Source organism: Labedella gwakjiensis (assembly GCF_003014675.1).
Classification (GTDB): domain Bacteria; phylum Actinomycetota; class Actinomycetes; order Actinomycetales; family Microbacteriaceae; genus Labedella; species Labedella gwakjiensis.
On record NZ_PYAU01000001.1, the window covers coordinates 1,087,870 to 1,110,626 of the forward strand.

Annotated in this window: 20 protein-coding genes; 12 read left to right on the forward strand and 8 right to left on the reverse strand. The window is 69.7% G+C overall.

The genetic code is table 11. The features are described from left to right. Window positions 1-8 precede the first annotated feature (8 nt). Entirely contained in the window at window positions 9-698 is a 690-nt protein-coding gene (locus CLV49_RS05130) for a hypothetical protein (protein WP_106562568.1), read from the reverse strand. Between the two features lie 63 nt (window positions 699-761). Further along, window positions 762-1,217, reverse strand: coding sequence for a GNAT family N-acetyltransferase (locus CLV49_RS05135; RefSeq protein WP_106562569.1), 456 nt, complete (start codon window positions 1,215-1,217; stop codon window positions 762-764). Between the two features lie 144 nt (window positions 1,218-1,361). Here CLV49_RS05135 and CLV49_RS05140 point away from each other — a divergent pair, with 144 nt between their 5' ends. The 6 genes from CLV49_RS05140 to CLV49_RS05165 all read left to right on the forward strand — a co-directional run bounded on the left by CLV49_RS05140 (window position 1,362) and on the right by CLV49_RS05165 (window position 9,362). After that, window positions 1,362-2,807, forward strand: coding sequence for an alpha-L-fucosidase (locus CLV49_RS05140; RefSeq protein WP_106562570.1), 1,446 nt, complete (start codon window positions 1,362-1,364; stop codon window positions 2,805-2,807). A gap of 80 nt (window positions 2,808-2,887) precedes the next feature. Beyond that, the gene (locus tag CLV49_RS05145) at window positions 2,888-4,036 is read left to right on the forward strand and encodes an ROK family transcriptional regulator (RefSeq protein ID WP_106562571.1); all 1,149 of its coding nucleotides are present in this window, start codon (window positions 2,888-2,890) and stop codon (window positions 4,034-4,036) included. Window positions 4,037-4,156: 120 nt separating this feature from the next. Beyond that, window positions 4,157-5,455: an ABC transporter substrate-binding protein gene (locus CLV49_RS05150; RefSeq protein WP_243696734.1), complete on the forward strand. Its 1,299-nt coding sequence runs from the start codon at window positions 4,157-4,159 to the stop codon at window positions 5,453-5,455. A gap of 33 nt (window positions 5,456-5,488) precedes the next feature. After that, window positions 5,489-6,484 (forward strand): carbohydrate ABC transporter permease, encoded by a 996-nt coding sequence (locus CLV49_RS05155; RefSeq protein WP_106562572.1) that lies wholly within the window; start codon window positions 5,489-5,491, stop codon window positions 6,482-6,484. Further along, on the forward strand, window positions 6,481-7,353 hold the full coding sequence (locus CLV49_RS05160; protein WP_106562573.1) for a carbohydrate ABC transporter permease: 873 nt from the start codon (window positions 6,481-6,483) through the stop codon (window positions 7,351-7,353). The genes CLV49_RS05155 and CLV49_RS05160 overlap by 4 nt, the downstream gene beginning before the upstream one ends. Further along, window positions 7,350-9,362, forward strand: coding sequence for a beta-galactosidase (locus CLV49_RS05165; protein WP_106562574.1), 2,013 nt, complete (start codon window positions 7,350-7,352; stop codon window positions 9,360-9,362). The genes CLV49_RS05160 and CLV49_RS05165 overlap by 4 nt, the downstream gene beginning before the upstream one ends. Window positions 9,363-9,450: 88 nt before the next feature. Here the strand turns inward: CLV49_RS05165 and CLV49_RS05170 are convergent, their stop codons facing one another. After that, on the reverse strand, window positions 9,451-10,188 hold the full coding sequence (locus tag CLV49_RS05170; RefSeq protein WP_106562575.1) for an NRDE family protein: 738 nt from the start codon (window positions 10,186-10,188) through the stop codon (window positions 9,451-9,453). Between the two features lie 108 nt (window positions 10,189-10,296). On the opposite strand from CLV49_RS05170, the gene coaBC reads away from it, so the two are divergent. Then, window positions 10,297-11,517, forward strand: coding sequence for a bifunctional phosphopantothenoylcysteine decarboxylase/phosphopantothenate--cysteine ligase CoaBC (gene coaBC / locus CLV49_RS05175; protein ID WP_106564901.1), 1,221 nt, complete (start codon window positions 10,297-10,299; stop codon window positions 11,515-11,517). 62 nt (window positions 11,518-11,579) lie between these two features. Here coaBC and CLV49_RS05180 read toward each other — a convergent pair whose 3' ends face one another. Beyond that, window positions 11,580-12,161 carry a TetR/AcrR family transcriptional regulator gene (locus CLV49_RS05180; protein ID WP_106562576.1) on the reverse strand — a complete coding sequence of 194 codons (582 nt, stop codon included), beginning with the start codon at window positions 12,159-12,161 and terminating at the stop codon, window positions 11,580-11,582. Window positions 12,162-12,290: 129 nt separating this feature from the next. Here CLV49_RS05180 and CLV49_RS05185 point away from each other — a divergent pair, with 129 nt between their 5' ends. Both CLV49_RS05185 and CLV49_RS05190 read left to right on the forward strand, forming a co-directional pair. Beyond that, the gene (locus CLV49_RS05185; RefSeq protein WP_106562577.1) at window positions 12,291-13,124 is read left to right on the forward strand and encodes an alpha/beta fold hydrolase; all 834 of its coding nucleotides are present in this window, start codon (window positions 12,291-12,293) and stop codon (window positions 13,122-13,124) included. Window positions 13,125-13,433: 309 nt separating this feature from the next. Then, the gene (locus CLV49_RS05190) at window positions 13,434-14,120 is read left to right on the forward strand and encodes an NUDIX hydrolase (RefSeq protein WP_106562578.1); all 687 of its coding nucleotides are present in this window, start codon (window positions 13,434-13,436) and stop codon (window positions 14,118-14,120) included. A gap of 73 nt (window positions 14,121-14,193) precedes the next feature. Here CLV49_RS05190 and CLV49_RS05195 read toward each other — a convergent pair whose 3' ends face one another. Then, window positions 14,194-16,089 carry an alpha-amylase family glycosyl hydrolase gene (locus CLV49_RS05195; RefSeq protein WP_208019867.1) on the reverse strand — a complete coding sequence of 632 codons (1,896 nt, stop codon included), beginning with the start codon at window positions 16,087-16,089 and terminating at the stop codon, window positions 14,194-14,196. A 68-nt stretch (window positions 16,090-16,157) separates the two neighbouring features. Between CLV49_RS05195 and glsA the strand changes: the two genes are divergently transcribed. Then, window positions 16,158-17,210, forward strand: a complete 1,053-nt coding sequence (glsA, locus tag CLV49_RS05200) for a glutaminase A (protein WP_208019868.1) — start codon at window positions 16,158-16,160, stop codon at window positions 17,208-17,210. 8 nt (window positions 17,211-17,218) lie between these two features. Here the strand turns inward: glsA and CLV49_RS05205 are convergent, their stop codons facing one another. Further along, on the reverse strand, window positions 17,219-17,683 hold the full coding sequence (locus tag CLV49_RS05205) for a MarR family winged helix-turn-helix transcriptional regulator (protein WP_208019869.1): 465 nt from the start codon (window positions 17,681-17,683) through the stop codon (window positions 17,219-17,221). Between the two features lie 35 nt (window positions 17,684-17,718). Next, window positions 17,719-18,936, reverse strand: a complete 1,218-nt coding sequence (locus CLV49_RS05210; protein WP_106562581.1) for an FAD-dependent monooxygenase — start codon at window positions 18,934-18,936, stop codon at window positions 17,719-17,721. Window positions 18,937-19,115: 179 nt separating this feature from the next. Between CLV49_RS05210 and CLV49_RS05215 the strand changes: the two genes are divergently transcribed. Continuing rightward, window positions 19,116-20,009, forward strand: a complete 894-nt coding sequence (locus CLV49_RS05215; RefSeq protein ID WP_106564903.1) for a dihydrodipicolinate synthase family protein — start codon at window positions 19,116-19,118, stop codon at window positions 20,007-20,009. 138 nt (window positions 20,010-20,147) lie between these two features. Here the strand turns inward: CLV49_RS05215 and CLV49_RS05220 are convergent, their stop codons facing one another. Beyond that, window positions 20,148-21,155, reverse strand: a complete 1,008-nt coding sequence (locus tag CLV49_RS05220) for a LacI family DNA-binding transcriptional regulator (protein ID WP_106562582.1) — start codon at window positions 21,153-21,155, stop codon at window positions 20,148-20,150. A gap of 351 nt (window positions 21,156-21,506) precedes the next feature. Between CLV49_RS05220 and rhaI the strand changes: the two genes are divergently transcribed. Continuing rightward, entirely contained in the window at window positions 21,507-22,673 is a 1,167-nt protein-coding gene (rhaI, locus tag CLV49_RS05225) for an L-rhamnose isomerase (RefSeq protein WP_106562583.1), read from the forward strand. The last annotated feature ends 84 nt before the right edge of the window (window positions 22,674-22,757 follow it).

A 22,757-nucleotide genomic window follows, 5' to 3' on the forward strand; every position in this document is an offset into this window, starting at 1 on the left:
TCCCGACACTAACCCGCGCTCGCGTCCCCCTCGGTGGCCTTGCGAGGCGCCTCGATGCCCCACGCCTTCGGGCCGCGGTACAGAGGCGGCTCGGGCGCCGACTCGATCCGGCGGAGCTGCGCGGGCGTGCTGCCGAGCCATTTGAGGAACCAGATCGGCTGCGGAATGTTCAGGAGGAACACTCCCAAGAAGATCCAGGCGCTCGAGACCCACAAGCCGCTCACCACCATGATCGCCAGTGCGATCGGAAGGTAGAGGTTGACGAGCCCGTGCCCGACGATGGTGACGGGGAGAGCGCGCTGCGTTCGGCGGATGTGAATCGTCGCCTCCTCCCGGAGCTCGGGGGACAACGCGGGAACGGGCTTCCGAAGGTCGAACGCCTCCTCGAGGCCGACAGACACCCGCCCGGCCCGATAATCGGGCTCCCTGTCGAGATGGCCCCACACCAGGAAGCAGACACCGAGCGAGAGGTCCACGACGAGGAGCGCGAACAGGACGCGGATCCCCCATCCCTGTGGACCACTCACACCGTCGATGTCACGGAGCAGGAGGAGGACGCCGCCGGTTCCGAGCAGCACGCTCGCGACCACGATGACGGCGAGCACACGTCGCCGCCGCGGCGTGACGACCTCGGGTAACCGCTCGCGCACGAGCCGCCAGCCCTCGCTCCACCATGGGTTGTCGATCCGCTCCGCCATGGCCGAACGCTAACGGCGCCACCCGCCACAGGACAAGGTCTTCCTGAGGATCGCTCAGCCCGCTCAGGCGGCGGGTCGTCGCATCCGGCGGTGCGGGATCGCGTCCTCGGTGAACGCCTCGCCCTCCACGACGAAGCCGAAGCGGCCGTACCAGTCCGCGAGGTGGGACTGCGCATCGAGCAGGATCGGTGACGACGGCCGGCGTTCGAGGCAGCGCTCCACGGCCCGGCGCATGAGATCGCCCGCGATGCCCCGACCTCGTGCCGACGCGGCCGTGGCGACGCGACCGATGCGGCTCGCTCCGGCCTGCGGCTCATCGAGGATGCGCAGGGTCGCGAGCACGCGGCCGTCCTCCTCCGCCCACATGAGCTCGGCCCCGGGCTCCACATCGCGGCCGTCGATGTCGGCGTAGGCGGCGGACTGCTCGACGATGAAGACGTCGATGCGCACCTGCAGGATCCGGTAGAGCGTGACGGGATCGATGTCGGCGACGGAGGCGGTGCGGACGGTGTAGCTCACGCTCCGACGCTACCCGACGCGGTCCGGCCGGTCGTCGCGCCGGCGACGGGATCGAAATCCGTCGAAACTCCGTGACACGGCGTGCGGGATTCACTAGGCTCGTCAAGGTTTGTCAACCGACGACACAAACACGAAGGAGTGCCCATGACCGCACCGGTCCCCGCGTCGACGAGCGACATCGAGATCCTCACGGCGGTGAGGCCGCACGAGCGACAGCTCGCGTGGCAATCCCTCGAGTTCTACTCCTTCATCCACTTCGGCATGAACACGATGACCGACAGGGAGTGGGGGCTCGGCCACGAGGATCCCGCGCTCTTCGACCCGGACGCGCTCGACGTCGACCAGTGGATGCGCGCGATCGCGAGTGCGGGCATGCGTGGCGTCATCCTCACCGCGAAGCACCACGACGGGTTCTGTCTCTGGCCGACCGAGACGACCGAGCACTCCGTCGCGGCCTCGCCGTGGCGCGGAGGGCAGGGCGACCTCGTCGCCGACGTGGCCGAGTCCGCCCGCCGTCACGGGCTCGAGTTCGGCGTGTACCTCTCGCCGTGGGACCGGACGGACCCGACGTACGGCTCCGGCACCGCCTACGACGACGTCTTCGTCGCCCAGCTCACCGAGCTGCTCACGCGCTACGGCCGCGTCTTCTCGGTGTGGTTCGACGGCGCGAACGGCGAGGGACCGGACGGCCGCGTGCAGACCTACGACTGGGACCGCTACTACGAGGCGATCCGCCGCCTGCAGCCCGACGCGGTCATCAGCGTCTGCGGACCCGACGTGCGCTGGTGCGGCAACGAGGCCGGCCACACACGTACGAACGAGTGGAGCGTCGTGCCGGGATCGCTGCGCGACATCGAGCGCATCGCCGACAAGTCGCAGCAGGTCGACGACGGCGAGTTCTCCCGCCTCGTCCGCAGCAACGACGACGACCTCGGCAGCCGCGAGGCCCTCGCCGGGCACCTCGACGATCTCGTCTGGTACCCGGCCGAGGTGAACACGTCGAACCGGCCCGGCTGGTTCCACCACCCGGCCGAGGACGACGCCGTCCGAACCGCCGAGGAGCTCTTCGACATCTGGTGCGGCTCGGTCGGCGGCAACGCGACCTTCCTCCTCAACGTGCCGCCGAACGCGCACGGCCTCGTCGCCGAGCCCGACGTGCGCGAGCTCGAGCGTCTCGGCCGGCTGATCGCGGGCTTCCGCGCCCGGGTGATCCCCTCGACCCTCACCCCGTCGTCCACGGCCCCCGATGCATCCGCTCCGCCGACAGGTTTCGGGCCGTCGCCGGACGCGAGCTGGCAGCCCGAGACGATCGACCCCCTGCCTGCCGTCACGGTCGCGTTCGACGCGCCACGAGCGGTCGAAGCCGTTGTCCTGAGCGAGGACATCCGGCTCGGGCAGCGCATCGAACGGGTCACCGTCCACGCCTCCGTCGACGGTCGCGCACAGCTCGTCGGCGAGGCCCTCTCCGTCGGTTACAGGCGCGTCATCCGCCTCGATCGGCCGATCGAGACCGACCGCCTCGTGGTGACCATCGAGGAGAGCAGGGGCACCCCCGTCGTCGCCGCGATCGCGGCGATCGAGGCGGGGTGATCTCCGGCCGGCCGCCCGGCCCGGCGAGGCGGCGCGCGACCGCCCCGACGGGCCGTGCGCGCTCTGCTAATGTTGCCGCGATGAACGAGGGCGCGCCCACCGACGGGTCGAGCGGAGTCCACCGCTGGCCGGAGCTCCACCCCACGACACAGGCCGCCTTCAACCAGGTCCTCTGGCGTCGCGGTCTGCCGCGCACCGAGATCGCGCGCCGCCTCGGCGTGTCCCGCACACGCCTCACGGCGATCACGCGCGACCTCGAGGAGGCCGGCCTGATCGTGGAGGGGAAGCGCGAGCAGCGCTCCAGCACGGGCAGGCCAGCCGAGATGCTCCACGCCGTCACCACGGCATACCAGTTCCTCGGGCTGCACCTCCACGGCATGGAGGTGATCGCGGCGCTCGTAGACCTCGACGGGCGCGTCGTGTGGGAGGACAGCGCGACGCTCTCGACGGAGACCCCCGACGAGCTCGTCGACGTGGCCTCGCGCTTCCTGAGGTCGGCGACGGAGTCGTTCCGCGTGGCCGGCGTGGCGGTGTGCGGCCCGCTCGCGCGCGTGGGACTCGATTCGGCCGCCGCACGCATCCGGGCGGTGGACGACGCCCTTCTCGACCGCTTCGAGGCCGAGTGGGGCATCCCGTTGTGGGTGGACGACGACGTCGTGGCCCTCACGGCGTTCGAGCAGTGGCCGCAGCTCGGCGAAGGCCAGGACAGCCTCGTGCTCATCTCGATCGGCGAGGAGATCGGCTTCGGTGTCGTCACACACCTGCAGATCCTCCGCGGAGCGCGCCGGGCCGCCGGGCGCTTCGACCACGTGCCCGTGCTCGACGACGGACCGGAATGCCCGCTCGGACACCGCGGGTGCCTGTGGAGCGTCACGTCGACACGAGCCATCCAGCAGGCCGTTCCGGAGGCCTCGAGCCTCGCCGAGATCGCGGCCCTCGCGGCAGAGGGAGACCCGCTCGCGACGGCCGTTCTGGAGCGCGCCGCGACCGGTCTCGGCACGGCCGCCGGACACGTGGCGAACCTCCTCGATCCACACAAACTCGTGCTCACGGGCGAGAGCCACACGGTGCTCGGGGGCCGGATCGAGGCGTTCACAACGGCGCTCCGACGCGTGCACCTGAGCGACGAGGAGGTCGAGGTGGCGATGCCGGATTACGACTTCGTCGAGTGGGCTCGCGCCGCCGCCGCCCTCGCGCTCTACCGCGTGCTCAGCTCCGAGTTCTTCTGATCCCGACCCGAAACGGGATTTGTTCCGTCACTTGACAAACTCCGCGGACGTCGGAGATGCTGAGGGCGGCCGCACGGATGCGGCCCAGCCTGCACCCAGCACTCAGTCAAAGGAGACGTCTTGCGCACTTCACGTTTTACCGCGATCGCCCTCGCGGTAGGCCTCTCGACAATCGCCGTGAGCGGTTGCGCGTCGACCGGAGGCGCCGACTCCGGCGAACCGGTCACCCTCGAATTCTGGTCGTGGGCCCCCGGGTCCCAGGAGGAGGTCGACGCGTTCAACGCGGCGCACCCCGACATCCAGGTCAAGTACACCGACGCGGGCGGCGGAGAGACCTCCTCCGCGAAGCTCGTCACCTCGGTCCGCGCCGGCAACGCCCCCGACGTCGCCGCCGTCGAGTACACCGCACTCCCCCGCCTCGTCGTCGCGGGCGTGCCCCTCGACATCACCGAGTACGTCTCCGACGTCGAGGACAAGTTCGCCGAGGGAACGTGGGCCCAGACCACGTTCGACGGCCACACCTACGGCGTGCCGCAGGACATCGGCCCCATGGCCCTCGTCTACCGCGAGGACGTCTTCGCCGAGTACGGCGTCGAGGCCCCGCTCACGTGGGACGACTTCCGCACGGCGGCCGAGACGATCAAGGCTCAGAACCCCGACCTCACGCTCGCATCGCTCAGCACCGACGGTTGGGGCTGGTACGCCCCCGTCGCCGCGCAGGCCGGCGAGGACTGGTGGTCCGTGAGCGGCGACACCTGGACCGTCAACATCGACGGCGAGAAGTCGCGCGAGGTCATGGACTTCTTCCAGGGCATGTACGACGACGGCCTCATCGCGGCCGACCCGATCCTCACGCCCGAGTACAACAAGGAACTCAACGACGGCACGATGCTCTCCTGGCCGTCCGCCGTGTGGGCACCGGGCGTGATCGAGGGCGTCGCCCCCGACACCGCCGGCAAGTGGGCCCTCGCGCCGCTCCCCCGCTGGGAGGCCGACGACCCCACCGTCTCCTTCCAGGGCGGGTCGTCCGTCATCGTCACGTCCACGAGCGAGCACCCCGAGGAGGCCGCCGAGTTCGCCAAGTGGCTGAACGCGAGCGAAGAGGGATCCGAGATGGTCCTCAACGTTCAGAACGCCTACCCGGCCGCACTCTCCGCCCAGGAGATCGCCACCGAGCAGGAGCCGCCCACGCTCATGCCGCAGCAGACCGACTACTACGAGGTCGTCGCCGAGATCTCGAAGAACACGAAGCCCGTCACGTGGGGCCCGAACACCGACGTGGCCGCCGCCGCCTTCACGGACGCCATGAACGCCGCCGTCGCGAACGGCACCTCGTGGGCTGACGCCCTCACGGCGACGCAGAAGGCCGTGGTCGAGGACATGAAGAAGCAGGGCTTCAACGTGAAGGAAGGCAACTGATTCCGGGGGCGAGGCCCTGACCGGAGGAACACCATGACAGACGCCACACTCGTCACGACCGACTCGGTCGGGGCCCCAGCGGTCCCCGCTCCGATCGACAAGCACCGCCCGAAGCGACCGGGGCGCCGCTCAGCGCTCCGGTCGCGGGTCGCCCCGTACCTCTTCAGCGCCCCGGCGATGATCCTGTACGTGCTGTTCACGGTGATCCCGCTCGGCTACGCACTGGGGATGAGCTTCTTCGCCCAGCGCCAGGTCGGCGGCGGGATCCTCTCGACGAAGCAGACGATCTTCGTGGGGTTCGAGAACTACGCGGAGGTGCTCGCCGACGCGAGCCTCCTCGCGGGTCTCGGACGCCTGTCGATCTACGGCATCATCGCTGTTCCTCTGACTCTGGGCCTCGCCCTCCTCTTCGCCCTCCTGCTCGACTCGCAGGCCACCCGCTTCACACGCTTCGGACGCACGGCGATCTTCATCCCGTACGCCGTGCCGGGCGTGGTCGCGGCTCTCATGTGGGGCTTCATGTACCTGCCCAGCACGAGCCCGTTCTCGTATGTGACCCGCTCGCTCGGACTCGGGACCATTCCGTTCTTCGACGCCCAGAACCTCTACGGCTCGATCGCGAACATCACGATCTGGGGCGGCATCGGGTTCAACATGCTCGTCATCTACACGGCCCTCCGCAGCATCCCGAACGAACTCGTCGAGGCCGCGCGCATCGACGGGGCGAGCGAGACGCAGATCGCCCTCCGGATCAAGGTCCCGCTCGTCGGGCCCGCTCTCATCCTCACCGCGATCTTCGCGCTGCTCGGGGCGCTCCAGCTGTACGGCGAGCCCGCCATGCTGAAGCCGCTCACGAACAACATCTCCACCACGTGGGCGCCGCTCATGTCCATCTATCGCGACGCGTTCCTCCTCGACAACTTGCCGTCGGCCGCGGCGTCGTCGATGATCCTCGCGATCGGCACGGCGCTCGTGTCGCTCGCCGTCCTCGCCGTCGTCCGTCGCATCAGCAGAAGGGGAATGGCATGACCGCGCTCAGCTCTTCCATCCGGAGACGCCGCCTGCCCGCCGAGCGGAAGCGGCTCCTCCCCACGATCCTGCTGCTCATCGGCGCGATCTACTGCCTCATCCCCGTCGCGTGGGTCTTCGTGGCCGCGACGAAGGGCACGGGCGAGCTCTTCAACTCGTTCACGTTCGCCCCGGGCACCGGACTCGTCGACAACCTCGTCGCGCTCTTCGCGCACGAGAACGGCGCGTACGGGCTGTGGGCGCTCAACTCCCTGCTCTACGCCGGCGTCGGCGGGCTGCTGTCCACCCTCGTCTCCGCCGCGGCGGGATACGCCCTCGCGAAGTTCGACTTCCCCGGCGGGCGCATCTTCTTCGGCGCCCTGCTCGCCGGGCTGCTCATCCCGGGCATCACGCTCGCGGTTCCGCAGTACCTCCTCATGTCCGACATGGGGCTCGCCGGAACGCAGTGGTCCGTGCTGCTCCCGAGCATCATCAGCCCGTTCGGCATCTACCTCTGCAAGGTGTTCGCCGAGGGGACGATCGCGCAGGAGGCCCTCGAGGCCGCGCGGATCGACGGGGCGAGCGAATGGCGCATCTTCCGCAGCATCGTCCTGCCGCTCATGGTGCCCGGCATGGTCACCGTGTTCCTGCTGCAGTTCGTCGGCATCTGGAACAACTTCCTGCTGCCGTACATCATGCTCGCCGACTCGGCGACGTTCCCGCTCACCGTCGGCCTCAACTCGCTCCTGGAGAAAGGCTCAGGATCCCCGGCCCTCTACTCACTCGCGATCACCGGCGCCGCCGTCGCGATCATTCCCCTCATCGCCCTGGTGCTGTTCCTGCAGCGCTTCTGGCGTCTCGACCTGATCTCCGGAGGAGTCAAAGGATGACCCGTTCGCACACCGACCTCGCATGGCCGACCGATGGACTGAGCTACGGGGGTGACTACAACCCCGAGCAGTGGGACCGGAGCGTCTGGCGTGAAGACGTCGAGCTGATGCGCCGCGCCGGCGTCAACATGGTCTCGCTCGGGATCTTCTCCTGGGGTCTGCTCGAGACGGCCGAGGGCGTGTACGACTGGGAGTGGTTCGACGAGATCGTCGACCTCCTCGGCGAGAACGGCATCAGCATCGACCTCGCGACGCCCACGGCGGCGCCGCCGAGCTGGCTGCTCGCCGCGCACCCCGAGTTCCCGCCGATCGACGAGGACATGACGCGGCACTGGCCGGGCGCCCGCCTCGGCTGGTGCCCGAGCAACCCGGACTTCCGCGTGCACGCGCTCCGCATCGTACGGGCCGTCGCCGAACGGTACGGCTCGCGGGAGCACGTCGTGATGTGGCACGTGAGCAACGAGCTCGGCGGAGGCAACGGTCACTGCTACTGCGACGCCTCAGCCGTGTCGTTCCGCCGCTGGGCGCAGAGGAAGTACGGCACGATCGACGCCGTCAACGCCGCATGGGGCACGGCCTTCTGGGGCCACCGGTTCACGTCGTTCGAGGAGATCTTCCCGCCGCGCGGCAACGATGCGAAGAACCCGTCGCTCATGCTCGACTACGACCGCTTCTCGTCGGACGAGCTGCTCGACCACTACCTCGCCGAGCGGGCACTCCTGCAGGAGATCACGCCGGAACTCCCGATCACCACGAACTTCATGGTGGGCGCCGAGTCCGACGCGGTGGACTACCCGCGATGGGCTCCGCACATGGACGTCCTCGCGAACGACCACTACACGCGGTCGTCCGACCCGCTCCCCGAGCAGGACGTCGCGCTCTCCGGCGACCGGATGCGGGCGATGACGACGGACCGGCGGCCGTGGCTGCTCATGGAGCACTCCACGAGCGCCGTCAGCTGGCAGCCGCGCAACCGTGCGAAGAACCCGGGAGAGCTCATCCGCAATGCGCTCAGCCACGTGGCGCACGGCGCCGACGGCGTCATGTTCTTCCAGTGGCGGGCCTCCCGCGCGGGAGCTGAGCAGTTCCACTCCGCGATGGTCCCCCACGCCGGAGCGGACACGAAGGTGTTCCGCGAGGTGACGACCCTGGGTTCGTACCTGCAGAAGCTCGCGCCCGTGCAGGGCTCACGGGTGCGCCCCTCCACGGTCGGAATCCTGTTCGACGACGAGGCCGGCTGGGCCATGCGCCGCGGTGTGAAGCCGAACAACTTCCTTCCGTACGGGCAGGCGGTGCGCGCATGGCACAAGGCGTTCTGGCAGCGCGGTGACGGCATCGACGTGCTGTCGCCGTGGCAGGACTTCTCCGGCTACGACACGCTCGTGGTACCGCAGTTGTTCCTCGTCTCCGACGACACGGCCCGACGCGCGGCTGAGTTCGTCGAAGCAGGCGGGACGCTCATCGTGACCGCCTTCTCCGGCATCGTCGACGAGAACGATCAGGTTCGCCTCGGCGGGTACCCCGGCGCGTTCCGCGAGGTGCTCGGCGCGTGGAGCGAGGAGTTCTACCCGTTGCAGGACGGCGAGACGTTCGAGCTCGACAACGGCTGGGGCGGGACCGAGTGGACGGAACACGTGCACACCGAGTCGGCCGAGACGATCGCGCGCTACCGCGGCGGCCACCTCGACGGCTCACCGGCCGTCACGCTGCGCACGTTCCCGAGCGGCGGCCGTGCCGTCTACGTGTCGGCGGGTCTCGAGGGCGACGCGATCGCGGCGCTCGTCGACCAGCTGATCGCGCAGCCGACCGCCGTTCCCGGGCTCGGAACGCCCGGCCTCGAGGTGGGAGTGCGCGAGAGCGAGGACGAGCGCTTCGTCTTCCTCCTCAACCACGGCGCGGAAGCGGCGTCGGTGGAGATCGACGGCCACGAGCTCCTGACCGACGCACCCGTCAGCGGCACGGTCACCGTACCCGCCGGCGAGACCCGCGTCATCCGCTCCCCCCGCTAGCGCTTCCCCCGCTTCCCCCGCTCCGCGACGTGCGGACGTTCGTCACCCGAATCGGTTTCGGGGCGACGAATGTCCGCACGTCGCAGTGTTAAGGGAGCCAGTCGAGCGTGGCGGGGAGGTGGCCCGGCTCGGGCAGGCGGGCCGTGCGGAGGGCGACAGCCCGATCGGGGCGCAGCGCGAGGGCCGTGAGGGACAGGGACGCGAGCACGATGCCGTCGTGCTCGTCCTCCCGCACGATCGCGTCGTCGTGATCGGGCGCGAGGGTCGCGCTCTCGCGCAGCACGTCGAGCCAGGGATCCCAGTCGGCTCCGCCCGGCTCTCCGGTCGGCCGCCCCGCGGCCACGAAGCGCGGAGCCCACCGCGAGACGCGCGGCACCGCCACGGTGTCCGGGCCTTCGTGCGTGATCATGTGCACGCCGGGCCGGAGGTCGACGGAGCGGAGCGCGTCCCCGTCCCAGCTCGTGAACCGGACGCGGTCGGCCGCGAGTTCCACGAGGTTGAACGTGCGCGTGCGCACGACGACCTCCGCATCGAGTCCGCTCGTGACCGCGGCGAGCGGAATCACACCGCGCGACGTCCAGCCCTCGGCCGGTTCGTCGAACTGCTCCCGACGATTGAGCACGACGGCGGCGCGAGCGGAGGCGTCGTCGCTCGCGAGCCATGCGCCACCGGCCTCACGGTCGTGTAGTCCGCGCACGGACGGGCCGAGCTCCGGCCACCATGCGCCCACCGGGTCCCACGGCCGACCGGGCTGCTCATCACGCAGACCCAGCAGGGTCACCGGCCACGCGGATCCCGGCTCGAAACCGACGACGACGGTACACACGGCGGGCCTCCACGGCGGTGATGGACGTAACTAGGTCAGACTAGACGAGCGATCTCCGAGAGGGGGCCGCCGCCCATCTCCCCAGGAAGGCCACTCGTGACAGAGCGCTTGACCATCGTGTTCGGCATCACCGGAGGGATCGCCGCATACAAGGCGGTCGGCGCGATCCGGCTGCTCGTGACCGCGGGGCACGACGTCCACGTGATCCCCACCGAGAGCGCGCTCCGGTTCGTCGGGCTGCCCACGCTCGAGGCCATCAGCGGCAACCCCGTCACGACGTCCCTCTACGAGGGCGTGGACACCGTGCGCCACGTGGCGCTCGGGCAGTCGGCCGACCTCATCGTCATCGCACCGGCCACCGCGAACACTCTCGCGAAGCTCGCGACGGGCCAGTCCGATGATCTCCTCGGAACCACCGTGCTCGCGAGCACTGCCCCGCTCGTCGTCGCGCCCGCGATGCACACCGGCATGTGGCAGAACGCGGCGACGGTGGCCAACGTCGAGACGCTGCGCTCGCGCGGAGTGATCGTGGTGGGCCCGGAGAGCGGGCGCCTCACCGGACCGGACGACGGACCGGGACGCATGAGCGAACCCGCCGACATCGTGCGGCTCGCGCTCGATGCGGTGGCCGATCCCGTGGATCTCGATCTCGAGGGCCTCCACGTGGTCGTCTCCGCGGGAGGCACGCGCGAGCCCCTCGATCCCGTGCGCTTCCTCGGCAACAGGTCGAGCGGGAAGCAGGGGGTGGCGATCGCGCGAGCGGCGGCGCTGCGCGGGGCCCGTGTCACGATCGTCGCGGCGCACCTCGACACCGATGTGGCCGCTGCGGCCGGCGCCCTGTCGGGGGTGGAGGTGGTGCCGGTAGGAACCGCCGCCGAGCTGGCGGACGCCACGGAGCGGCACAGTGCCGCGGCCGACGTCGTCGTCATGGCGGCGGCGGTGGCCGACTACCGGCCCGCGTCGATCTCCGAGTCGAAGATCAAGAAGGACGACACGGGCGATGCGCTCACGCTCGTCCTCGAGCGCACGCCCGACGTACTCGCGGGCCTCGCCGCGGCGGCCGTCCCCGGCCGGACCGTCGTGGGATTCGCGGCGGAGACGGCGCCCGATCGTGACGCCCTGCTCGACCTCGGGCGCGCGAAGATGGCACGCAAGGGCGCCGATCTGCTCGTGCTCAATGCGGTGGGCTGGACGGCCGGCTTCGGCGCAGACGCCAACTCCACGATCGTGATCGGGCGCGACGGCGACGTGGTCGCGGAGGCGTCCGGCTCCAAGGACACGGTCGCTCACGCCCTCCTCGACACGATCATCACCCTGCGCTCGCACTGACGACGCACACCGACGACTCGCGCTGACGGCTCGCGCTGACGACGGAGCGGGCGGCGAGTGGATCAGCGCGCGAGCGAGGCGTCGATGAGGGTCTCGGCCGCCGCACGGGCGTGGCGCGCCGCGTCGGCGTTCCCGGAGATCGCGGCCGTCGTCTGCGCCCCCTCCGCGAGGATGGCGAGCTGCGGCGCGAGGACAGCGGGCGCGCCGGCCGCTGCGACGAGGCCGGCGACGTAGCGCTGGAACGAATCCTTGTGCTCGCGTGCGAATTCGGCCACGGCGGGGAACACGGTGCCCAATTCGCCGAACGCGTTGATGAATCCGCAGCCGCGGAAGGAGTCGTCCGCGAACCACGACGACAGGTAGTCGTAGATCGCGAGCACCTTGTCGCGCGGCGAGTCCGCCGCCTCGACCGCGGCCTCGACGCCCGCGTCCCAGAGCGCGTGCCGGGACCGCAGCACCGCGAGGACGAGCGCTTCCTTCGACGCGAACTCCTGGTACAGCCGCTTGAGCGAGACCCCGGCGGCCGTGCGCACCTCGTCCATTCCGACGGCCTGGAACCCGCGCGCGTAGTAGAGCGCGTCCGCGGCGGCGACGATGCGCTCGCCGGCGTCGGACGGAGATGTTCTCGAGAGGGTCACGGTCATGTCACCCAGTGTACTTGACGGAGAGAACGAACGTTCTCTAGAGTGGGAGCCATCGGAGAACGATCGTTCTCCGATGACGGATCAGTTCAGCCGAAACGATCCACCAGATCACTCGAAGGGAACCACACCATGGGTTACATCACCGTCGGAACCGAGAACAGCACCGACATCGAGCTGTACTACGAAGACCACGGCACCGGCCAGGCCGTCGTCCTCATCCACGGATACCCCCTCGATGGCGCATCGTGGGAGAAGCAGACCGCCGCACTCCTCGCCGCCGGCTACCGCGTGATCACGTACGACCGCCGCGGCTTCGGCAACTCCAGCAAGGTCACGACCGGCTACGACTACGACACGTTCGCCGCCGATCTGAACACGGTCCTCACGACACTCGACCTGAACGACGTCGTGCTCGTCGGCTTCTCGATGGGCACGGGCGAGCTCGGCCGCTACCTCGGAACCTACGGCTCCGAGCGCATCGCGAAGGCCGCGTTCCTCGGATCCCTCGAGCCGTTCCTCCTCCAGACCGACGACAACCCCACGGGCGTGCCGCAGGAGGTCTTCGACGGACTGCTCGAGGGCGCGACGAAGGACCGCTACGCGTTCTTCACCGAGTTCTTCAAGAACTTCTACAACGAGGACGAGAACATCCCGTCGCGCCTCAGCACGGAGGCCTCGCACGCGAGCTGGATCACCGCGATCGGCTCGGCCCCCTTCGCCGCCACGGCCGCCCAGCCCACGTGGCTCACGGACTTCCGCGAGGACGTGAAGAAGATCGACGTGCCGGCGCTCATCGTTCACGGAACGGCGGACAACATCCTCCCGATCGACTCGACCGGCCGCGTCTTCTCGAAGCTGGTTCCGAGCGCGGACTACGTCGAGATCGAGGGCGCACCCCACGGCATGCTGTGGACGCACGCCGACGAGGTCAACGAGGCGCTCCTCACCTTCCTCGCGAAGTAGGACGCCCCCGCGCCTCCGAGCGCGACCATGATCCCCGGGTGGACGCATCCGGTGGGTATCGCCGCACCGCGACCCACCGGATGCGTCCACCCGGCTTTTTGGGTGCCCGATCCACTCCATCGGGGTGACGCATGTCGACAGTGTCGACGCGCTTGCACCGTCGATACGCGTCGACTCGGGGATACACGGCGACGCTCCCAACCGAGTCGATCCACCTGGTCCCCTGTTTAGCCGACTGTCTTTTCTCCCTGGCGGTTTGTATCGTCGGAGGTATCCACACGGATACTCGCCCTCGACCGACAGGATGGGATGAACCTCGACGCCTCTCACGGGAACACGGTGTTCACCGTGGTCGTGGCCGTCGTGGCCTCGTGCGCTCTCGTCTGGCGCGTGTCCTCCTCCGTGGTCCGCAGACTGCCGGTACCCCAGCCGGCACGTGCCCGCCGCGTTCCCCTCGCGGCGGGCACACCCGCCTTCTCCCCGCCCGACCCCGGACCCGGGCTCCGGCAGTCGAGGCAGAATGACAGGGTGAAGCGCAGCGCCGGAATCCTCCCCTATCGACACACAGACGAGAGCGTCGAGGTGTGGCTCGCCCACCCGGGCGGACCGTTCTGGGCGAAGAAGGACGAGCGGGCGTGGGGCGTCGTGAAGGGCGAGTACGGCGACGACGAGGAGCCTCTCGCCGCAGCCCGACGCGAGTTCGCGGAGGAGACGGGTATCCCTGCACCTGACGGCGACTATGTCGATCTCGGCGCGTTCCGGCAGTCGTCCGCCAAGACCGTCACGGTCTTCGCGGTGGAGCACGACCTCGGCGACCTCGCCGTCCGGAGCAACACCGTGGAGATCGAGATCCCCCGTGGATCCGGCCGCTTCGTGGAGTTCCCCGAGATCGACGAGGCGCGCTGGTTCGACCTCCTCACAGCGGCGGACAAGATCCACGCGGGCCAGCTGCCGGTGCTCGCCTCGCTCGTGGAGCACCTGAAGACGCAGCCGTAGGGATCGGCCGACGGCACAGTCCGACGCCGGACCCCATCATCGCGACTCCGACCGCACCGTCCGGGTCTTGCCGTCAGGCCGACGCGGTGGCTCGCAGCCAGACGAACTCGTAGGGGGCGAGGACGATGCCCTCCGACAGGTCGAACGAGCGGCCCGACACGAGGTCGGTCGCCGTCGAGCCCCAGGCGCCAAAGCGTTCGGCGTCGAGGCGCCGCTCGCCCTCGGAGAAGTTCGCGAGAATGAGCACTCCGGCTCGCTGATAGCCGAGAACGTGCGGCTCGTGCGTGTGGAAGATCTCCAGCCGCCCGCCGGCGAACTCCGCCGTGCGCTTGCGCACGTCGATGAGGTGCTGGAACCGCTCCGACAGTCGGCCGGCGTCGGTGGACGGATCCGTGCGTTCCGCGTAGCGCTCGGCCGGATAGTCCGGCCGACCCACCCAGCGGCTGTCGCCCTGATGCCCGGGCACGTCGAGCGACGCGTAGTCGTTGAGCTGCCCCACCTCGTCACCGAGGTAGATCAACGGCACTCCGCCCGTGCTGAGGACGATCGAATGGGCGAGGACGATCCGGTCGATCGCGAGGGGATCTCCCGCCTCGAGACCCGCGAGCGACGCCGTGGTGCCCGAGATGCGGCAGTCGCCCGTGCGCGGGTTGTCCTGGAACGGGACTCCACGCGCGAAGCTGCCCTCGAAGCGATTCACGTAGAACGCGTTGAGGAAACGTCGGTGCTCGAACCCGTCGATGCCGAACACGCGGGCGTCGTCGTCGGAGAAGGTCCACCCGATGTCGTCGTGGCTGCGCACGTAGTTGACCCACGCGGTGTGCTCCGGCAGGTTGTGCCTCTCCTCGAGCGCCTGCGACAGCAGATTCACCTCCCGTGTGGCGAGCGAGTTCCAGATGAGCGCCATCTGCAGCGGGTTGTAGCTCAGCTGGCACTCGTCCGGGCGGATGTACACGGCGACGTCGTCGGGGTGGACGATCGCCTCGGACTTGAAGAGCAGCGATGGAGCCGCGATCCGGCACACCGCGTTGAAGGCCTGGAGGAGGAGGTGCGCCTGCGGGAGGTTCTCGCTCGTGGTGCCGAGCTGCTTCCAGATGAAGGCGACCGCGTCCATGCGCAGGATGTTGACGCCGCGGTTCGCGAGCTGCAGGAGCTCGTTCGCCATCGCGCGGAAGACCGCGGGATTGGCGTAGTTGAGGTCCCACTGGAAGTGGTAGAACGTGGCCCACACCCAGCGCCCGTCGGGCAGCGGGACGAAAGAGCCCGGGTGATCGTCCGGGAAGATCTCCCTCGTGGTGAGCTCGTACCGGTCGGGCATGGTCCGATCGGGGAAGATCAGGTAGAAGTCCTCGTACACGGGGTCTTTCGCGAGAGCCTTCCGCGCCCATTCGTGCTCGTTCGAGGTGTGGTTGAACACGAAGTCGACGACGAGGGAGATGCCGTTCTCGCGGAGTTCCGCGGCGAGCGCCTCGAAGTCGGCCATGGTGCCGAGCGCCGGGTTCACGTCGCGGTAGCTCGACACCGCGTAGCCGCCGTCCGAGTTCTCCTCCGGAGCGAGGAACAACGGCATGAGGTGCAGATAGGTGAGGCCGAGCTCGCGGAAGTAGGGGATGCGCGAGCGCACGCCATCGAGCCTTCCCGCGTAGAGGTCGACGTAGCAGACCCCTCCGAGCATCTGATTGGACGAGAACCAGTCCGGGTCGGCCTCGTGACGCTCGTCGAGGCGCCGCATGGCGGCGGAGCGCTCACCCCACGAACGCTCGAGGTCGTGGAGGAGCCCGTCGAACTCGGCGGTGGCGCGCGACCCGTTTCCGTAGATCTCGCCGAACAGGGACTGAAGACGCGGCAGCTCGGCACTGAGGCGCTCGTCGTATGTGGTCATACCGGGATCCTGCCAGGTCACGACGGCCGTGCACGCGCCGTGGCGCCGACGTATGCGATATGCCTCTCTCCACAGACCGGCGGTCATACTGAGGAGATGACGACACCGGGCCGCACGCCGACCATCCGCGCAGTCGACCCCGACGCCGGCCACTGATGGACATCGACGTCGAGGGGGTCGAGCAGCGCGTCTTCACGGGCGTCCTCCCCGCCTGGGATCGCGTGGAGGAGGCGGTGCAGGACGCTCACCGGCGCGAGTCCTCGGCCACCGGCGGCACCGTCGCCGACTACATCCCCGCTCTCGCGGAGGCGGACCCCGGCCTCTTCGGGGTGTGCGTCGTCGAGACGGACGGCCAGGTGCACGCGGCGGGCGACGTCGAGGCCGAGTTCTCCATCCAGTCCGTGTCGAAGGTCCTCACCTACGCCCTCGCAAGCGACGCCGTCGGGCACGACGTCATCGCGGAGCGCATCGGCGTGAACAGCACCGGTCAGTCGTTCGACTCCGTCATGGCGATCGAGCTCAACGGCGGCCACACGATGAACCCGATGGTGAACGCGGGAGCGATCGCCACGACCGCACTCCTCCCCGGAGGAAATGCGGACGAGCGCTGGGAGATCCTGCACGACGCGCTCTCCCGTTTCGCGGGCCGACGGCTCGAGCTCGACGAGGACGTGTACCGCTCGGAGACCGAGCACAACCAGCGCAACATGGCGATCGCCCGCCTCCTCGAGAGCTACGGGCGACTCGACGTGGACCCGCTCGAGATCGTGGACGTGTACACGAAGCAGTGCTCGCTGCGCGTCACCGCGCGCGACCTGGCCGTGATGGGCGCGACCCTCGCCGACGGCGGCGTGAACCCCGTGACCGACCAACACGTCGTGTCGCCCGAAGCCTGCACCGCGACGCTCGCCGTGATGGCGACGAGCGGACTGTACGAGCGGTCGGGCGAGTGGCTGTTCGAGATCGGGATCCCCGGGAAATCGGGCGTCTCGGGCGGCATCCTCGCGGTCGTGCCCGGGAAGGCCGGCATCGGCGTGTATTCGCCCCCTCTCGACGATGCGGGCAACAGCGTGCGCGGCCAGCGTGCCCTCGCCTACCTCTCCCGCGTCCTCGGCCTCAACCTCTTCGCATCCGCCCCGCGAGCCGGAGGCGGCTCCCGCGAGGGCGACCCGGACGCGGCCGTCGACTCGCGCACGACGAACGACTGACCGACGCCTCACACGGTCGGCGCGTCCCGCCCGTCGGCCCCCGGAAGGATGGCGGCGAACCGTCTGAGGATCGATCCGACCGCCTCGAGCGTCTCGTCGTCGTAGTCACCGAGCGCTGCCTCGAGCGCCGTGGCCGACGGGTCGAGGAACGCCGACGCGCGCTCACGGGCCAGATCGGTGGCTCGGAGCGTCACGATCCGGCGATCCTGGTTCTCGCGACTCCGCGCGACGAGCCCCCGGTCCTCGAGCCGGTTGACGAGCGCATTGGTCGCGCCGGAGGTGAGGCCCACACGAGCGGACAGGCGACTGGGGGTCAGCGGGCTGCCCTCGTACTCCGCCCAGATGATCTCCCCGAGGGCTGTGCCGTCGACGATCGGCAGGTCCATCCAGCGGGCGAGCCGATGGGCCGAGTCCTGGTAGCCGACGGCGTAGTGCCGGAGCGCGTCGAGCATGTGCTTCCTCGGAGTCGTCATGACCGATCCTCTCATCGACATCCCCGTCGCCGCGGTCAGGCCCGCAGGTGCGGGTACTCCGCTAGGTCTGGGACGTGCTTCTCGCTCGTCAAGAGGTTCGCCTGGAAGAAGCGACGCACCGGCCGCGACGCCGCCACACGGTGGGCCAGACGGATACCCGCGACACCGACGCCCGTGGACGGGTGCAGCAGTCTCGCGCCACCCCGGGGCAGCCCCTGCGCGCTGTCCGCGTAGCGGCGCATCTGCCGCTCGTAGGACGCGAAGGCCCGCCCGTGGTCGTCGGGGGTGGCGGCGAGCTCGCCCGTGAGGATGTGTGAGCCGACCAGCGCCAGCGTCGTGCCCATGCCGGTGGGGCCCGATCCCCAGGCGGCGTCACCGACCAGGACGACGCGCCCCGTGCTCCAGGTCGAGACGATGACCTGCTCCATCCGCTGGGTGTAGAACTCCTCGGGGCGCGCGGCGAAGCCGTCGAGGATTCGGTCCGTCTGCCAGCCGGCCCCGCGGTACCGCTCGCGGAGGGTGCGGAACTGCACCTCGCGCGGGAGGGTCTCGAACCCCATCGGCTCGGACTCGAACGACATGCTCGCGCGGATCGTGCCCTCGTTGTCCGGCCGCATGGACGCGACACGGCCGCGCGTGGCCGTGTACCAGTCCCACGTGTCGACGTCATCGGGTCGACGGTCGATGGTGCCGTAGGTGATGCTGACGCCGAAATCCCGCAGCTCGGTCTCGTCGGCGAACAGGAGGCGCCGTGTGCGGGAACTCCGCCCCTCGGCCACGATGAGCAGGTCGAACCGATGCCGGGCGCCGCTGTCGAGGGTCACGTCGACTCCGGTGGCGTCCTGCTGGACGGCGGCGACGAAATCCCCGAACCACCGGTCGACGCCGTCGGGCACGATATCGACGAGGATGCTGGCGAGACGACCACGCAGGATCTCGACCTCGGCCGTCGGGCCGTCCTGCCCCTCCTCCTTCGGGAACACCGCGTACGCGCGTCCGGACTCGTCGACGAATCGCGTGCCCTCCTCACCCGTGAGGTTGGCGAGGACCGTCTCCTCGACGCCCATGCGGGTCAGGACCTCGCGGCCGAGGCCGCGCACATCGATGTTCTGGCCGGTCTCGCGCGGCTCGGCGGAGCGCTCGAGCAGAGTCACGTCGTATCCCGACTTCGCGAGTCCCCACGCGAGGGCCGGGCCGGCGATGCTGGCGCCGGTGACGAGGACGCGTGGTGCGGAACGGGGGGTGTCGGGCATCGGCCGGCCTTTCGTCGGAGCGGATCGGGCTCGAATCGACACTACGTGATAGCTTCACTATGAAGTCGCTTCACTGCAAAGTCACAGCCTCATGCGACCCTGGTCGAGCACGATCGCGGCCGAGCGGGCAAGATCGAGAAGTGAGATCGTCCAACGCGATCCGCCTCGAACGGAGCCCCATGTTCACCGGCTTGAGCGCCTTCCCCCTCACCCCGTTGCGCGACGACGCCGTGGACGAGGCCGCATACGTCGGTCTCATCGAGCGGCTCGTGGCGGCGGGCGTCGACTCGATCACGGCGCTCGGATCGACGGGCTCCTACATGTACCTCGACCGCGCGGAACGGCGCCGGGTCGCGGAGCTCGCGGTGCGAAGCGCTGGGGATGTCCCCGTGATGGTGGGCATCGGCGCCCTCCGCACCTCGCTCGTGCAGCGGCTCGCCGACGACGCCCAGGAGGCGGGCGCGAGTGCCGTGCTCCTCGCACCCGTGAGCTACCAGAAGCTCACCGACGACGAGGTGTTCGGCCTGTTCGAGGATGTCACGGCCGGACTCTCGGTGCCGCTTGTCGTGTACGACAACCCGGGGACCACCCACGTCACGTTCACCGATGAGCTGTATGCGCGCATCGCCGCCCTCCCCCACGTCGCGTCGATCAAGATCCCGGGCGTCCCGCCCGTGCCCGACGCGGCAGCGGAGCGCGTGCAGTCGATCCGCGCACACCTCCCGGACACCGTGTCGATCGGCGTCTCGGGCGATCCGTTCGCGGCGGTCGGACTCGGTGCGGGGTGCGACGTCTGGTACTCCGTGATCGGCGGAACACTGCCGGACGAGGCGCTCGCCATCAGTCGCCCGGCTCTCTCGGGCGACCGTGAGGCCGCGCGTGCGGCTTCCCTCCGGCTCGACCGCCTGTGGCGACTCTTCCGCGAGTTCGGCAGTCTCCGCGTCACCGCGGCGATCGCCGAGCACCTCGGCCTCGTCGCGCCGGACAGCCTTCCCCGCCCCGTGCGCGGACTCGACCCGTCGACGCGAGCCGAGGTCGCCCGGATCGCGGACGCTCTGCACATCGCGCGATGACCCCGGCTCGGCGGCCACTCGGCGCGGGTCGATCTCGTCGATCGGCCACTCGCCACGCCACTCGATGAACGGTCGGTCGGCATCCGCGGAGACCTCGCGGCGAACGGCCACGACGACGACCGTTTCACCTCGAGACGGTCAGCCGTCGGTCGACGCCCGGACGACGAGCTCCGGGTCGAACATCACGTGCTCGCGTGCGGAATCGGGGTCCTCCCCCTCGCGGAGCAGGAGTTCGACGGCCGTCCGCCCGATGAGCGCGCTCGGCTGACGGACGGACGTGAGCGGCACGACCGCGGCGGCGGCGAAGTCGATGTCGTCGTAGCCGACGAGGGCGATGTCCTCGGGGACGCGTACGGATCCTCCGAAGGCGAAAGCCTGCAGCACTCCCACGGCCAGGAGGTCGTTCGCCGCGAAGATCGCGTCCGGCCGCTCGCCGGCCGGTCGGGACGCGATCGCCTCGCCGACCGCCCGCCCCTCGAGCACCGTCAGGGACGACGTCGACAGCACCTCGAGTGTGGCGCCCGCCGTGTTCGCGACGGCCTCGCGCGCGCCGGCGAGCCGGTCGCGCACCTGACGGATTCCCGCCGGTCCCGCCACCATGAGGATGCGGCGCCGTCCGCCGTCCAGGAGGTGCTCGACCGCGACCCGGCCCCCGGCGATGTCGTCGACGGCGACGGAGGAGAAGCGCGAGTCCTCGGTGGGCCGGTCGACGAGCACCGCCGGGATCCCGCGAGCGTGCAGCCGCCCGAGACGCTCGACGTCGTCGCCGATCGGCGAGATGAGGACGCCGTGGACGCGCTGCTCCTCGAAGAGGTCGAGGTAGGAGTGTTCGCGCGCGACGTCGTCGTCACTGTTGCCGAGGAGGACGCTGAGACCGGCGGCGTCGGCGGCCTCTTCCGCTCCGCGGGCGACGGAGGTGAAGAACGGGTTCGCGACGTCGAGGACGACGAGCCCGATGCTCCGGCTGCGGCCCGCGCGGAGCTGCCGGGCGGCGTCGTTGCGGACGAAGCCGAGGATGTCGATCGCTCGCTGGACCTTGACGACCGTGGACTCGGCCACCTTCGTCGGTCGGTTCAGCACATTGGAGACGGTGCCGACGGAGACGCCGGCGAGCGCGGCGACGTCCCGGATGCTCACCGTCGCCATCTGTGTCCTCTCGACCGGACCGGCCCTCCAGGGGCGGAACTCGACCCGTGGCGGCGCCGAGCCCGGAGATGCGGACCGATCGGCGACTCCGCTACCGGATAGGCGACAGCGTATCGCGATCGTCGACCTCGCGTCCGCCGGGCACTATTGAAACGTTCCATAACCGTGTACAGTCGCATCCATGTCGACGTCGACCCGCGCCTCACGGCACGCATCCCCCCAGGGTTCCACCTCCCGGCTCCACAGGGATCGACGTCCGACACCGAGTGAGCGCCGGGGCGGATGCGTCCACGAGAGCCCGCCGCCTCCCCTCGGCCCGCTCAGCTCCCGCACCAACGAATGGAACCATTCATGACGTCGTTCAGTGACATCCGGCCCCTCCTCGCCGAGCAGGCCATCGAACTCCCCTCGTGGGCGTTCGGCAACTCCGGTACCCGATTCAAGGTCTTCGGCACACCCGGCACCCCGCGCACGATCCAGGAGAAGATCACCGACGCCGCGACGGTCAACGACTACACGCAGCTCGCACCGGCCGTCGCCCTCCACATCCCCTGGGACAAGGTCGACGACTACGCAGCCCTCCGGGAGTTCGCGGCGGAGAAGGGCGTCCGGCTCGGCACGGTCAACTCCAACACATTCCAGGACGACGTCTACAAGTTCGGCAGCCTCACCCACGTGGACGACGCCGTCAGGCGCCGGGCGATCGACCATCACCTCGAGTGCATCGACATCATGCACGAGACCGGCTCGCGCGACCTCAAGATCTGGCTCGCAGACGGCACCAACTACCCCGGCCAGGGCGACATGCGGGGCCGTCAGGACCGGCTGGCCGCGTCGCTCGGGGAGATCTACGCACGTCTCGGCGACGAGCAGCGGCTCGTGCTGGAGTACAAGTTCTTCGAGCCGGCGTTCTACCACACGGACGTGCCGGACTGGGGCACCTCCTACGCCCAGGTGACGGCGCTCGGCGAGAAGGCGATGGTGTGCCTCGACACGGGTCACCACGCGCCAGGCACGAACATCGAGTTCATCGTCATGCAGCTCCTGCGGCTCGGAAAGCTCGGCTCGTTCGACTTCAACTCGCGCTTCTACGCCGACGACGACCTCATCGTGGGCGCGGCCGACCCGTTCCAGTTGTTCCGCATCCTCGTCGAGGTCGTGCGGGGCGACGGCTACGGCGCCGACAGCCCCGTGGCCTTCATGCTCGACCAGTGCCACAACGTCGAGGACAAGATCCCCGGCCAGATCCGCTCGGTCCTGAACGTGCAGGAGATGACCGCCCGCGCACTCCTGGTGGACCGCGACGCGCTCGACGCCGCCCAGTCGGCCGGCGACGTGCTCGGGGCGAACGACGTCCTCATGGACGCCTTCTACACCGACGTCCGCGGCGACCTCGCGGCGTGGCGCGAGAGCCGCGGGCTCGCCGGCGACCCGATGCGGGCGTACCTCGCCTCGGGCACCCAGGAGAGGATCGCCGCCGAGCGCGTCGGCGGCACGCAGTCCGGCTGGGGGGCCTGACGACCCCATCGACGGATCACGATTCGGGCACGTGAGTTGACACGGTCCGAGTGCCGGAATAGATTGGCGCTCGATCATCTGAAA

Excerpts from the sequence above, each read along its gene's own strand:
- CLV49_RS05130 (WP_106562568.1), bottom strand. The coding sequence starts at position 698 with ATGGCGGAGCGGATCGACAACCCATGGTGGAGCGAGGGCTGGCGGCTC.
- CLV49_RS05140 (WP_106562570.1), top strand. The coding sequence starts at position 1,362 with ATGACCGCACCGGTCCCCGCGTCGACGAGCGACATCGAGATCCTCACG.
- CLV49_RS05145 (WP_106562571.1), top strand. The coding sequence starts at position 2,888 with ATGAACGAGGGCGCGCCCACCGACGGGTCGAGCGGAGTCCACCGCTGG.
- CLV49_RS05155 (WP_106562572.1), top strand. The coding sequence starts at position 5,489 with ATGACAGACGCCACACTCGTCACGACCGACTCGGTCGGGGCCCCAGCG.
- CLV49_RS05160 (WP_106562573.1), top strand. The coding sequence starts at position 6,481 with ATGACCGCGCTCAGCTCTTCCATCCGGAGACGCCGCCTGCCCGCCGAG.
- CLV49_RS05165 (WP_106562574.1), top strand. The coding sequence starts at position 7,350 with ATGACCCGTTCGCACACCGACCTCGCATGGCCGACCGATGGACTGAGC.
- CLV49_RS05180 (WP_106562576.1), bottom strand. The coding sequence starts at position 12,161 with ATGACCGTGACCCTCTCGAGAACATCTCCGTCCGACGCCGGCGAGCGC.
- CLV49_RS05185 (WP_106562577.1), top strand. The coding sequence starts at position 12,291 with ATGGGTTACATCACCGTCGGAACCGAGAACAGCACCGACATCGAGCTG.
- CLV49_RS05190 (WP_106562578.1), top strand. The coding sequence starts at position 13,434 with ATGAACCTCGACGCCTCTCACGGGAACACGGTGTTCACCGTGGTCGTG.
- CLV49_RS05195 (WP_208019867.1), bottom strand. The coding sequence starts at position 16,089 with ATGACCGCCGGTCTGTGGAGAGAGGCATATCGCATACGTCGGCGCCAC.
- glsA (WP_208019868.1), top strand. The coding sequence starts at position 16,158 with ATGGACATCGACGTCGAGGGGGTCGAGCAGCGCGTCTTCACGGGCGTC.
- CLV49_RS05205 (WP_208019869.1), bottom strand. The coding sequence starts at position 17,683 with ATGACGACTCCGAGGAAGCACATGCTCGACGCGCTCCGGCACTACGCC.
- CLV49_RS05210 (WP_106562581.1), bottom strand. The coding sequence starts at position 18,936 with ATGCCCGACACCCCCCGTTCCGCACCACGCGTCCTCGTCACCGGCGCC.
- CLV49_RS05215 (WP_106564903.1), top strand. The coding sequence starts at position 19,116 with ATGTTCACCGGCTTGAGCGCCTTCCCCCTCACCCCGTTGCGCGACGAC.
- CLV49_RS05220 (WP_106562582.1), bottom strand. The coding sequence starts at position 21,155 with ATGGCGACGGTGAGCATCCGGGACGTCGCCGCGCTCGCCGGCGTCTCC.
- rhaI (WP_106562583.1), top strand. The coding sequence starts at position 21,507 with ATGACGTCGTTCAGTGACATCCGGCCCCTCCTCGCCGAGCAGGCCATC.